The sequence below is a fragment of the Mesorhizobium sp. M7A.F.Ca.AU.002.02.1.1 genome, assembly GCF_003998535.1.
In the GTDB taxonomy this organism is placed as follows: domain Bacteria; phylum Pseudomonadota; class Alphaproteobacteria; order Rhizobiales; family Rhizobiaceae; genus Mesorhizobium; species Mesorhizobium ciceri.
Genome location: NZ_RZPB01000114.1, coordinates 1 through 11756, shown reverse-complemented (window position 1 = coordinate 11756; position 11756 = coordinate 1). Strand labels below are relative to the sequence as shown.

The following is an 11756-nucleotide window of genomic DNA, read 5'->3' as shown; positions in this document are numbered from 1 at the left end:
CCTGGCTGTAGATCTTCATCGGCAGCGTCGTCGCGCCCGGCCCCGAGGTGAAGCTGGCAATGACCAGATCGTCGAGCGAAAGGGTGAAAGCCAGCATCCAGCCGGAGACGATCGCCGGCATGATGACCGGCAATGTGATCTGGAAGAAGGTCTTCACCGGCGTGGCGCCAAGATCCATCGCGGCTTCCTCCAGCGAGCGGTCGAAAGTCATGAGCCGCGACTGCACGACCACGGCGACGAAGCACATGGTCAGCGTGATGTGGGCGAGCGTCACGGTGAGGAAGCCGCGGTCGAGCCCGACGGCGACGAAGAGCAGCAGCAGCGACAGGCCGGTGATGACTTCCGGCATGACCAGCGGCGCAAAGACCATGCCGGAAAACAGCACCCTGCCCTTGAAGCGCGTGTAGCGGGTCAAGGTGAGTGCCGCCAGCGTGCCCAGCACCGTCGCAACCGTGGCCGAGATCAGGCCAACACGCGCCGTCACCCAGGTCGCGTCCATGAGACCCTGGTTGTGGAACAGCGAGACGTACCATTTGGTCGAGAAACCGCCCCAGACCGTGACCAGTTTCGATTCGTTGAACGAGAAGACGATGAGCAGCACGATCGGCAGGTAGAGAAAGGCAAAGCCAAGCACGATCGAGGTGATGTTGAAGCGGCTCCAGGTGGCGTTCATGAGGTCACCTGTCCATTTCCTGAGCGCGCGCCTGAGCCCGCTGGAAGAGCATGATCGGCACGATCAGCAGCAACAGCAGGATGACGGCCACGGCCGACGATACCGGCCAGTCGCGATTGGCGAAGAACTCGTTCCACAACGTCTTGCCGATCATCAGCGTCTGCGATCCGCCGAGCAGATCGGGAATGACGAATTCGCCGACAGCCGGAATGAACACCAGCAGACAACCGGCGATGACGCCGGGCAGCGACAGCGGGAAGGTGATTTTCCAGAACGCACTGGTCGGCGGGCAACCGAGATCCTTGGCCGCCTCGATCAGCGAATAGTCCATCTTCTCGAGAGCGGAATAGAGCGGCAGCACCATGAACGGCAGGTAGGAATAGACGATGCCGATGAAGATCGCCGTATAGGTGTTGAGGATGATCAGCGGCTGGTGGATGATGCCGGTGGCGAGCAGCAGCTGATTGAGCAGCCCTTCGGGCTTGAGAATGCCGATCCAGGCGTAGACGCGGATCAGGAACGAGGTCCAGAACGGCAGGATGACCAGCATCAGCAAGGTCGGGCGGATCGTCGCCGGCGCGCGCGCCATGCCGTAGGCGATGGGGTAGCCGACGAGCAATGTCAGGACCGTCGAGACCGCGGCGATGATGACGCTGGTCACATAGGCGTTGAAGTAGAGCGCGTCCTGCGTCAGCCAGGTGTAGTTGTCGAGGCTGAGCTGTTTCAGCTGAGCCAGGAACCCTGAGATACCGCCGCTGAAATCGAGCGCCGGCGTATAGGGCGGAATGGCGATCGCCGTCTGCGACAGCGAGATCTTGAAGACGATGACGAACGGAATGAGGAAGAAGAACAGCAGCCAGACATACGGGATGATGATGACCAGTCGGCCAACGAAGGCAGCACCCAGCCTGGCAAGGATGGATCTGCCGGCATTGGATGCCGGAGAGGCTGATGCTGTGGTGACGGCGGCGCTCGACATGGTCGCCCCCTACCGCGTCAGCACGACGCCGGCGTCGGGCCGGAAGGAAACCCAGGCGCGGTCGTTCCAGCTCAACGGATCCTCGGTGATGCGGGCCGCGTTCATGGTGCTGGCGCGCACCACCTGGCCGTCGTCCAGCCTGACATGATAGACGGTCATGTCGCCGAGATAGGCGATGTCGTAGACCTCGCCCTCGATGGCGTTGACGGCCTCGGCCGGCTTCTTCGACGACACCTTGATCTTTTCGGGCCTGATGGCGAAGGTGACGGCCGTCCCGGCCCCGGCGGTGCCGGCATTGTCGGTGCGGATGGTGATGCCGTTGCCGGCGTCTATGCAGGCGCTGCCCGCCTCGCCACGCGCGATCTTGCCCTCGAACATATTCACGTTGCCGACGAAGCCAGCGACGAAACGCGATCCCGGCGCCTCGTAAACTTCGGCCGGCGTTGCCACCTGCATCACCTCGCCCTTGTCGATGATGGAGATGCGATCGGCCATGGTCATCGCCTCTTCCTGGTCGTGGGTGACGACGACGAAGGTCAGGCCGAGATTCTGCTGCAGGTCCATCAGTTCGAACTGCGTCTCTTCGCGCAGCTTCTTGTCCAACGCGCCGAGCGGCTCGTCGAGCAGCAGCACCTTCGGCCGCTTGGCGACCGAGCGGGCGAGCGCGACGCGCTGGCGCTGGCCGCCGGACAGTTGATGCGGCTTGCGCTTGGCGAACTGCTCGAGCTTGACCAGCTTCAGCATCTCGGCAACGCGCGATGCGATTTCGGGCTTCGGCATGCCGTCCTGCTTGAGGCCGAAGGCGATGTTGTTCTCGACCGTCATATGCGGGAACAGCGCATAGGACTGGAACATCATGTTGACCGGCCGCCGGTAGGGCGGGATGCCGCGCAGATCCTGGCCATCGAGCAGAATGCGGCCGGCTGTCGGCTCCTCGAAGCCGGCGAGCATCCTGAGCAGCGTCGACTTTCCACAACCGGAAGCACCGAGCAGCGCGAAGAACTCGCGCTCGAAGATGGTCAGAGACAGATTGTTGACGGCGGTGAAGTCACCGAACTTCTTGGTGACGTTGTCGAACTGGATGTACGGCTTGGCGTTCGGGTCGTTCCACGGTGCAAAATCCCTGCGGATGCTGCCAAGCGATTTCATGTCCCACTCCGTCCTGATTTTCTTGCTTCTTGCCCCAGGTAAAAACGGTCCCGGCAGGTGGCTGCCGGGACCGTGTCGGATTGCTTACTGGCCGGTGACGATCTTGGTCCAGGTGCGCGTGATGACGCGCTGGGTCTTGGGATCGTATGGCGAGACGGTGTAGAGCTTCTTTATGGTCTCGGCATCGGGATAAACCGAGGGATCCTCCAACAGTGCCTTGTCGACGAATTGCTGCGAAGCCTTGTTGCCGTTTGCGTAGAGCACGTAGTTCGACGACTTGGCGATAACTTCCGGCTTCATCATGTAGTTGATGAACTCGAGCGCCTCCGCGACATGCGGCGCGTCGGCAGGGATCGCCATCTGGTCGAACCACATCTGCGCACCCTCCTTCGGCACGGAATAGCCGATCTCGACGCCCTGCTTGGCCTCGACCGCGCGGTTGCGGGCCTGGAACACGTCACCCGACCAGCCGACGGCCAGGCAGATATCGCCGTTGGCGAGCGCGTTGATGTATTCGGAGGAATGGAACTTCCTGATATAAGGTCGGACCTTGAGCAAGGTCTCCTCGGCCTTGGCGATATCGTCGGGCGATGTGCTGTTCGGGTCGAGGCCGAGATATTTCAGTGCAGCCGGAATGATGTCGGCCGGCGAGTCCAGCACGTAGACGCCGCAGTCCTTCAGTTTGGCCAGGCTGTCGGGGTTGAAGAAGACATCCCAGCTGTCGATCTTGTCGGTGCCGAGTGCCGCCTGCACCTTCTTGATGTTGTAGCCGATGCCGACCGTGCCCCACATGTAGTTGACCGAGTATTCGTTGCCGGGGTCGTACTTGGCCGTGCGTTCCGAAACCGTATCCCACATGTTGGAAATGTTGGGCAGCTTCGACTTGTCGAGCTTCTGGAACACGCCGGCCTGGATCTGGCGCGCAAGGAAATTGCCGCTGGGCACGACGACGTCATAGCCGCTGCCGCCGGCAAGCAGCTTGGTCTCAAGGATTTCGTTGGAATCGAAGGTATCATAGACGACCTTGATGCCGGTTTCCTTGGTGAAATCGTCGATGATCGAACTGTCGATGTAGTCCGACCAGTTGAAGACGTTGACGACACGATCTTCGGCGTGACCGCCGACGGTGAAAAATGTCAGGAATGCCGACGTTGCCGAAAGCCAGAGCGCTTTGCGGATCATGCTATTCTCCTTTGATGAGTGTTCCTTCACCGGCTCGTCGCGACATCAGCGCGACCGGCATTTTCTTCAGACTATTGAGCTTTCCAAGGGGCGACAAGCGCGAACTGCCGAGACCATGCAGGCGGTTCGATGAGATGGTTGGATGCCCCTGAGGCGGCCTGGGAGGCGTGCCAATACCGTCAGAGGCTTTCGCCATGGCGCGGGCAGAGATACGACGATATGGTCCGGTCCCGATCGGACCGGCTGGGAGACTTGGCAAGATACGCCTGTCTTGTTGTTGCCGTATTCCCAGCCTGCCCGTGCCGCAGCGACGTTGTCAATGGCAAAGCTGCAGGCCGCTTCAATTAGGTGACGGCACCCCGGTGACCCCTGCGCGTTCGGGCCTTGCCTGGCGCTTGAATTCGAGCCCGATATGGACGAGCAGCGCCGTGACCACAACCGCGCCGCCGATGATGGTGCGCCCCGACGGCACCTCGGAATGAATGAGCCAGACCCATATCGGGCCGAGGATCGGCTCGAACGTGCCGAGCAGCGCCGCGATGGCCGCCGGGATCAGTCGCGCGCCGGTGGCGAAGAAGGCCAGGCCGAGGCCGAGATTGACCACGCCGAAGGCAAACAGAAAGCCCATGTCACTGACAGATACGGTGAGGGTCGATGCCTGCGAGACGGCAAAGCCGGCCGCGAGCATGGTGCCGAGGCACGTCGCCGGCGTCATGCGCACGCCGGAGAACCGCCGGGTGATGACGGTGGCGACTGAAAACATGACCGCGATCAACAGCGCCAGCCCATCGCCTATGGGCGAGACGGCGCCATCGAGCGATTCCGACACCATGATGGCGACGCCGGTGATGACGGCGGCGATTGCCACCCAGGTCGCGACACCAACCCTTTCGCGAAACAATGCCCAAGCAAACAGCGCCGCCAGCAACGGCACGCCTGCCTGCATCAAAAGGATGTTAGCGACGGTGGTGTAGGCGAGCGCCACGACGAAGGCGGTCGATGCCGTGGCAAAGCAGATCCCGACGGCAAGGCCGGGCAACCCCATGTCACGGAACAGCTTCAGCATGCCACGCCAGCCGTCACGCCAAACCATGAAGCAGACCAGGAAGGCGGCTGCCCACACGGATCGCCAGAAAATGACCGTCCAGCTGTCACCGACAGTGATGAAGCGGGCGATGGCGCCGCCGAAACTCCACATCAGCGCCGACAGGAAGACCAAAAGCATGCCGACGCGCTCCTCGCGCGGCGAGACGGCTGGCGATGCGACGATCGGCGATGCGGTATCGATCATGGCTGCCACTGTCGGGCTCTTGTGGACGGGACGATGCGCAAGGGACGACAAAAAGATGCTCTGTTGGCGTAACGCAAAGGCGCAGGCCGGAACTGAGCCAGCGGCCGCCGACAATTGTGGCACCTTCCTCCATTTCAGAAGAACACGGCGTCACTGAAAATCGAAAGCACTCAGGCCCGTCACCATCTCGTCGAGGCCGAGCGGGCGCGTCACCGGCGGTTCTGCCCCCGCCAGGCAGCCGACGCGTTCGCAAAGCCGGCAAGCAGGCCCGACCGGCGTCGCCGCGACGGTGCCGGCCTTTGCGGTGATTGCCGCACCGGGCAATGCCGCGCCATAGACGATATCGTCACGAAAGCCGATGTCGCAACCGAGCAGCAGCGCGGTGCGGCGCGGGCGTTCCGAGAATGCGCCTTGCGGCCCTTCCAGCGTGCGGGCGATGCACAGGAACTCGGCGCCGTCGGGCATTTCCACTGCCTCGACGAAGACCTGGCCGGGCTGGGTGAAGGCGACATGCACGGGCAGCTTGGGACAGCCGCCGCCAAAGCGGCTTTGAGGAAAGCCCTGGCTGCCGGCCTTGCGGAAGCGGTTGCCGGCATTGTCGACCTCCAGCATGAAAAACGGCACGCCCGAGGCACCCTGCCGCTGCAGCATGGTCAGCCGGTTGGCCGCCTGTTCGAAGGAGACCCCGAAGCGCGAACGCAGGACATCGATGTCATAGCGGGCGCGCACGGCAGCCGCGTGAAAGGCCTGATAGGGCATCATCAGCGCATGCGCCGCATAACGGCCAAGTTCGAAGCGGGCCAGGCGGCGCGCCTCGTCGGTGCTCAGCTTGAGCGCCTGGATCTCGCCGGCGACCGCGACCGTCATGCGGATCAGGCAGGCCTCCATCGCGACTTCGCGCAACTGGTCGAACGGCGACAGGCGTTCGGACAGGAACAGGCGCTGCGAATGACGATCGTAACGGCGGCGCCAGTTCGGCATGGTCGCGACCGGCAGCACCTTGACCACGATGCCATATTCGCGCTTCAGCCAGGCCTTCAGCGCGCCGAACAGATCATCGCCGGGATCGAGCACCGAGGTGAACGCCGCGGCCTCCTCCTCGAGGGCAGCAAAATGGTTCGGCCGGCGCTCGAAAATCTCGTGCACCTCGTCGATCGGCAGGCGGGCGCCGGAGAGCGCCGTCGCCCGACCCTCGCGTGCCAGCAATTCGTTGAGGTCGGACAGGCGCTCGGCCTGCTCGCGATAGGCGCGGAACAGCTTTATCACGGCCGCGGACGCATTGGGCGCCGCCTCGGCAAGCTCGATCAGTTCCTGATCACCCGGCAACTCGCCGACCAGCAGGGGATCGGTGAACACTTCCTTCAAGGCAGCGACAGATCCCCTCGCCTCGCCCTGCAGCTCGTGTGGATCGACCTTGTAGACGGAGGCCAGCCTGAGGATCAGCTGCACCGTCAGCGGCCGCTGGTTGCGCTCGATCAGATTGAGGTAGGACGGCGAAATGCCGAGACCCTCGGCCATCGCCGTCTGGGTCAGGCCCTTGGCGTTGCGAATGCGGCGGATGCGCGGCCCGGCGAAGATCTTCTGGTCAGCCATGGACTGTCCTTTACAGCAATTTACACGAATTCCTGGGCACGGGCCTTTTACAATAATGACAAATTTACAACGCACTTCTGTCAAACGCAACACAGGTTTTCTCTTATATCCTCTCAGTTTACCTGATTTTTGTGGCTGATTTCGCGCAGAAATGTAAATCCAGTCATACCCAACTACCCCCAAATGATTGACGCCTTGACACAGATCAGCAATTCCTCGGAGTGACCAATGACTGATTTTTACAACCTCGTCCCATCGGCGCCGGAAGGTCGCTTCGACGGTATCGAACGACCCTACTCGGCGGCGGATGTGAAGCGTCTGCGCGGTTCGGTGCAGATCCGCCAGAGCCTTGCCGAAATGGGCGCCAATCGGCTGTGGAAGCTCATCCACGAGGAGGACTTCGTCAACGCGCTCGGCGCCATGTCCGGCAATCAGGCGATGCAGCAGGTGCGCGCCGGGCTGAAGGCGATCTACCTGTCGGGCTGGCAGGTTGCCGCCGACGCCAACACGGCTGGCGCGATGTATCCGGATCAGTCGCTCTACCCGGCCAATGCGGCGCCTGAACTGGTCAAGCGCATCAACCGGACGCTGCAGCGCGCCGACCAGATCGAGACCTCCGAAGGCAATGGGCTTTCGGTCGAAACCTGGTTCGCGCCGATCGTTGCCGACGCCGAAGCTGGCTTCGGCGGGCCGCTCAACGCCTTCGAAATCATGAAGGCCTTCATCGAGGCGGGCGCCGCCGGCGTCCACTATGAGGACCAGTTGGCGTCGGAAAAGAAATGCGGCCATCTCGGCGGCAAGGTGCTGATCCCGACTGCGGCGCACATCCGCAACCTCAACGCCGCGCGCCTGGCGGCGGACGTGATGGGCACGCCGACCCTGGTCGTCGCGCGCACCGATGCGGAAGCCGCCAAGCTGCTCACCTCCGACATCGACGAGCGCGACCAGCCTTTCGTCGACCACGACGCCGGGCGCACGGTTGAGGGTTTCTATCATGTCAGGAACGGCATCGAGCCCTGCATTGCCCGCGCCATCGCCTATGCGCCGTACGCGGATCTGATCTGGTGCGAGACCTCGAAACCCGACCTGGCGCAGGCCAGGAAATTCGCCGAGGGCGTGCGCAAGCACCATCCCGACAAGCTGCTCGCCTACAATTGCTCGCCGTCGTTCAACTGGAAGAAGAACCTCGACGACGCGACGATTGCCAAGTTCCAGAAGGAGCTCGGCGCCATGGGCTACAAGTTCCAGTTCATCACGCTCGCCGGCTTCCACCAGCTCAACTACGGCATGTTCGAACTGGCGCGCGGCTACAAGGCGCGGCAGATGGCGGCCTATTCCGAGTTGCAGGAAGCGGAGTTCGCGGCCGAGGCCGATGGCTACACCGCGACCAAGCATCAGCGCGAGGTCGGCACCGGCTATTTCGACGCCGTGTCGATGGCGATCACCGGCGGCCAGTCGTCGACCACCGCCATGCATGAATCGACGGAGCACGCGCAGTTCAAACCGGCCGCCGAATAGCGAACAGAAAAACTCAGAGGAAACGCCCGACAGGGCTTGGGACACAAGGAGAAAACCAATGGCATCGATAAGCCGCGTCAAGGAACGCGCCGAGGAACAGTCGACAACGATGAGCGTCGACCAGCAGGCGACGATCCGCATGCTGGCCAACGACCTGCACCGCCTCAACCAGTCGGTTATGAAGGCGGTCGAGGCGGGCGTCTCGGTGGAACTCGTGCGCTCGGCACGACATCACGGCGGCGACGGCAACTGGGGCGATCTGCTGATCCCGGTGATCGTCACGCAGCAGAGCCACGGCTGACTGAAATTCATGCAACCGACCCTTCACCTGCGCAGCCCCTGCGCAGGTGAATTTTCTTTTTATGAAATGCACGTGTGGACAGTCGAGTACAGTAGCGTTGCTTGAAATTCACTGTCCCGGCGATGATTTCGGGCACTTTTATTTCAACTTGACATAGGCTGCGATCTCACGCCAATTGCGCTCCGGATTCAACTCTGCATTGAAATAGGGGCGAGCTTCTTGGCTGACTTGTGTGCCGGGTGAATCGCGAAGGCGAGACTCCAAGACATCCGAATCTGGTGACCCGCGGCTCAACCACCGAGGCGATCCGTGATCCGTCGCAGGTGCTTGTCGTCGGCAGGTCGCCAATCAATCGCGTGGTGATTTCAAAGATCGTCGAGCGATCCGGGCTCAAGCCGATTTCGGAATCTCCCGACACGGCGGCAAGGATCTTGCGGTCGCTCATTCCCGGCGCGGTTGTCCTTGACGGCGGCGCCGACAACAAGGACTGCGACAATCTGATGTCCAGCATCGACGCGTTGCGCCGCGCCTCGGGCAAATCGCTGCCACCGGTAATCCTGCTGTCAACCAAGAATGGCACCACGGAAAGCCTGGGCCTGTCTGGTGTCATCGACGTGGTGATCGCCAAGCCGATCACGCCCGAACGGTTGCAACCGGTGATCGATCGCCTGATCGGCCGCTGAGGCAATTGCGGGAAAGTGTATAGCGGTTTTTCCGTCCGGAATCGAAACCAGGTAAGGCCGGGCGACCACGGATCGCCCGGCGATCAGGGATCGATGATGCTTTCGATCAGTCCGGGCAGTTGTCCGAGATCGGATATCTGGCGGAACCTCGATTCGGTTACCGGCGCTTCGACATGCTCCAGCACCCAGGTCAGTTCATGCGGCACATGAACACCCCAGCCGCCGGCCTCGATGGCCGGCACCACATCCGACTTCAGCGAGTTGCCGACCATCATGCTTTTCGCCGGACCATCGCCGTGGCGGTTGAAGAGCCTGCTATAGGTGGCAGCATTCTTGTCGCTGACGATCTCGACCGCGTCGAACAGATCGCCAAGGCCTGAGCCAGCCAGCTTGCGCTCCTGGTCGAAGAGGTCGCCCTTGGTGATCAGCACGAGGCGGAATGCGCCGGCAAGCTTTTCGACCGTCTCGCGGGCGTGCGGCAAGGCCTCGATCGGATGGCTCAGCATCTCGCGGCCGGCATCGAGAATCTCCGCTATGACCGAGCCCGGCACGCGGCCTTGCGTGACCTCGATCGCCGTCTCGATCATCGACAGGGTAAATCCCTTGATGCCGAAGCCATAGACAGCGAGGTTGCGCCTTTCGGCCTCCAGCAATCGTGCCGAGATGTGCTCCGCTTCGCCATGGTCGACGAGCATGGCGGCAAAGCGCTTTTCCGTCAGCCGGAAGAACTGCTCGTTCTGCCACAACGTGTCGTCGGCGTCGAAGCCGATCGTCGTCAGTTTGTCATTGCGCCGCATTGAACGCCTCGATTGGAATTGGGACGGCCGAAACTAAGCCGATTGGCGTGATTTTCAACCGCACCGGGCAATGCCCGACGCGGCTCCCCTTCCCTTCCATAGGAGGGCACGGCTATACTCCACAATCCGCAACCCAATCTGGTGAATGATGCCGCCTGCAAAAAAGGAAGTCCGTCCGTCGAGCCGCGGAGGACGCGCCCGCACGCCTGCCTTCGTGAAAAACCAACGAGGCGTCAAGAACTGGAAGGAAGTCAGCGCCTGGCTGGAATGGCGCGGCATCGAGGACATCGAGTGCATCACGCCCGATCAGGCAGGCGTCGCGCGTGGCAAGATGATGCCATCGAAGAAATTCACCTCCAACACCTCGCTGGCGCTGCCGTCGGCAGTCTTCATGACGACGATATCCGGCGGCTACCCCGAGGATGGCAACGGCTTCCATTACCCGGAAGACGACGGCGACCTCAAACTGATGCCCGACCTGTCGACGCTGACGGTGGTGCCCTGGGAAGAAGACCCGACGGCAGCGGTCATCTGCGACCTCGTCCACCAGGACGGACGCTCGGTCGAGTTCACGCCGCGCAACGTGTTGAAGCGTGTGGTGGCCGCCTATGACAAGCTCGGCCTGAAGCCTGTGGTGGCGCCCGAGATCGAGTTCTACCTGGTGCGCAAGAATCCCGACCCGGACTATCCGCTGACCCCGCCGGTTGGCCGGTCGGGACGCGCGATCGGCGGCGGCGCCGGCTATTCGATCGCCGGCGTCAACGAATTCGACGAACTGATCGACGACATCTACCATTTCTCCGAAAGCCAGGGCCTGGAGATCGATACGCTGATCCACGAGGAAGGTGCCGGCCAGTTGGAGATCAATCTGCGCCATGGCGACCCGATCGAACTGGCCGACCAGGTGTTCATGTTCAAGCGCACCATTCGCGAGGCGGCGCTGAAGCACGAGATCTACGCCACCTTCATGGCCAAGCCGATCCAGGGGCAACCCGGCTCCGCCATGCACATCCATCAGTCGATCATCGACAAGAAGACCGGACAGAACATCTTTTCGGCCGCTGACGGCTCGGAAACCGACGATTTTTTCCACTTTATCGGCGGCATGCAGAAGCATGTGCCGAACGCGCTGGTGATGTTCGCGCCCTATGTCAATTCCTACCGCCGGCTGACACAGGCGGCGTCGGCGCCGGTCAACAACAAATGGGGCTATGACAACCGCACCACGGCGTTTCGCGTGCCACGCTCGGATCCGGCGGCACGGCGCGTCGAAAACCGCATCCCGTCCTCCGATGCCAATCCCTATCTGGCGCTGGCGGCATCGCTTGCCTGCGGGCTGATCGGCATCACCAACAAGATCAAGGCCGAGCCCCCGGTCCTGACAACGGCCAATGCCGACGAGATCGACCTGCCGCGCGGCCTGCTTGAAGCCGTCGACCTGTTCGAGGGCGACGAGGAACTCTGCGCTCATCTGGGCAAGTCGTTCGCCGCGACCTATGCGGCGATCAAGCGCGCGGAATTCGAGACCTTCATGGAAGTGATCAGTCCGTGGGAGCGGGAGTATTTGTTGCTGAATGTGTAGGGGAGTGG

11 protein-coding genes are annotated in these 11756 nt (G+C 62.1%); 4 read left to right on the top strand and 7 right to left on the bottom strand.

The features are described 5' to 3' along the window. The 6 genes from EN879_RS10085 to EN879_RS10060 form a co-directional block, all read right to left on the bottom strand. A partial coding sequence (locus tag EN879_RS10085) for an ABC transporter permease subunit (protein WP_127274039.1) occupies positions 1 to 673 on the bottom strand: 673 nt, incomplete at its 3' end. Positions 674 to 677: 4 nt separating this feature from the next. Continuing rightward, the gene (locus tag EN879_RS10080; protein WP_063170075.1) at positions 678 to 1652 is read right to left on the bottom strand and encodes an ABC transporter permease subunit; all 975 of its coding nucleotides are present in this window, start codon (positions 1650 to 1652) and stop codon (positions 678 to 680) included. Positions 1653 to 1661: 9 nt separating this feature from the next. After that, positions 1662 to 2801, bottom strand: coding sequence for an ABC transporter ATP-binding protein (locus tag EN879_RS10075; protein ID WP_127274038.1), 1140 nt, complete (start codon positions 2799 to 2801; stop codon positions 1662 to 1664). Between the two features lie 84 nt (positions 2802 to 2885). Further along, positions 2886 to 3983, bottom strand: coding sequence for a polyamine ABC transporter substrate-binding protein (locus EN879_RS10070; RefSeq protein ID WP_013530248.1), 1098 nt, complete (start codon positions 3981 to 3983; stop codon positions 2886 to 2888). A gap of 340 nt (positions 3984 to 4323) precedes the next feature. Then, entirely contained in the window at positions 4324 to 5274 is a 951-nt protein-coding gene (locus tag EN879_RS10065; RefSeq protein ID WP_063170073.1) for a DMT family transporter, read from the bottom strand. Between the two features lie 150 nt (positions 5275 to 5424). Beyond that, entirely contained in the window at positions 5425 to 6867 is a 1443-nt protein-coding gene (locus EN879_RS10060; RefSeq protein WP_127274037.1) for an XRE family transcriptional regulator, read from the bottom strand. A 228-nt stretch (positions 6868 to 7095) separates the two neighbouring features. Between EN879_RS10060 and aceA the strand changes: the two genes are divergently transcribed. The 3 genes from aceA to EN879_RS10045 all read left to right on the top strand — a co-directional run bounded on the left by aceA (position 7096) and on the right by EN879_RS10045 (position 9369). Further along, positions 7096 to 8385 carry an isocitrate lyase gene (aceA, locus tag EN879_RS10055; RefSeq protein ID WP_063170072.1) on the top strand — a complete coding sequence of 430 codons (1290 nt, stop codon included), beginning with the start codon at positions 7096 to 7098 and terminating at the stop codon, positions 8383 to 8385. 58 nt (positions 8386 to 8443) lie between these two features. Next, a complete protein-coding gene (locus EN879_RS10050; RefSeq protein ID WP_006202762.1) occupies positions 8444 to 8686 on the top strand; it encodes a hypothetical protein in 243 nt (80 codons plus the stop codon). Between the two features lie 278 nt (positions 8687 to 8964). After that, positions 8965 to 9369, top strand: coding sequence for a response regulator (locus tag EN879_RS10045; RefSeq protein ID WP_224621462.1), 405 nt, complete (start codon positions 8965 to 8967; stop codon positions 9367 to 9369). An 83-nt stretch (positions 9370 to 9452) separates the two neighbouring features. Here EN879_RS10045 and EN879_RS10040 read toward each other — a convergent pair whose 3' ends face one another. Further along, positions 9453 to 10166 (bottom strand): HAD family hydrolase, encoded by a 714-nt coding sequence (locus EN879_RS10040; RefSeq protein WP_063170071.1) that lies wholly within the window; start codon positions 10164 to 10166, stop codon positions 9453 to 9455. Between the two features lie 145 nt (positions 10167 to 10311). Between EN879_RS10040 and EN879_RS10035 the strand changes: the two genes are divergently transcribed. Continuing rightward, positions 10312 to 11748 (top strand): glutamine synthetase family protein, encoded by a 1437-nt coding sequence (locus EN879_RS10035; RefSeq protein WP_027035719.1) that lies wholly within the window; start codon positions 10312 to 10314, stop codon positions 11746 to 11748. Positions 11749 to 11756 lie beyond the last annotated feature (8 nt).

Coding starts and splice junctions, on each gene's coding strand:
- EN879_RS10080 (WP_063170075.1), bottom strand. CDS start 1,652: ATGTCGAGCGCCGCCGTCACCACAGCATCAGCCTCTCCGGCATCCAAT.
- EN879_RS10075 (WP_127274038.1), bottom strand. CDS start 2,801: ATGAAATCGCTTGGCAGCATCCGCAGGGATTTTGCACCGTGGAACGAC.
- EN879_RS10070 (WP_013530248.1), bottom strand. CDS start 3,983: ATGATCCGCAAAGCGCTCTGGCTTTCGGCAACGTCGGCATTCCTGACA.
- EN879_RS10065 (WP_063170073.1), bottom strand. CDS start 5,274: ATGATCGATACCGCATCGCCGATCGTCGCATCGCCAGCCGTCTCGCCG.
- EN879_RS10060 (WP_127274037.1), bottom strand. CDS start 6,867: ATGGCTGACCAGAAGATCTTCGCCGGGCCGCGCATCCGCCGCATTCGC.
- aceA (WP_063170072.1), top strand. CDS start 7,096: ATGACTGATTTTTACAACCTCGTCCCATCGGCGCCGGAAGGTCGCTTC.
- EN879_RS10050 (WP_006202762.1), top strand. CDS start 8,444: ATGGCATCGATAAGCCGCGTCAAGGAACGCGCCGAGGAACAGTCGACA.
- EN879_RS10040 (WP_063170071.1), bottom strand. CDS start 10,166: ATGCGGCGCAATGACAAACTGACGACGATCGGCTTCGACGCCGACGAC.
- EN879_RS10035 (WP_027035719.1), top strand. CDS start 10,312: ATGATGCCGCCTGCAAAAAAGGAAGTCCGTCCGTCGAGCCGCGGAGGA.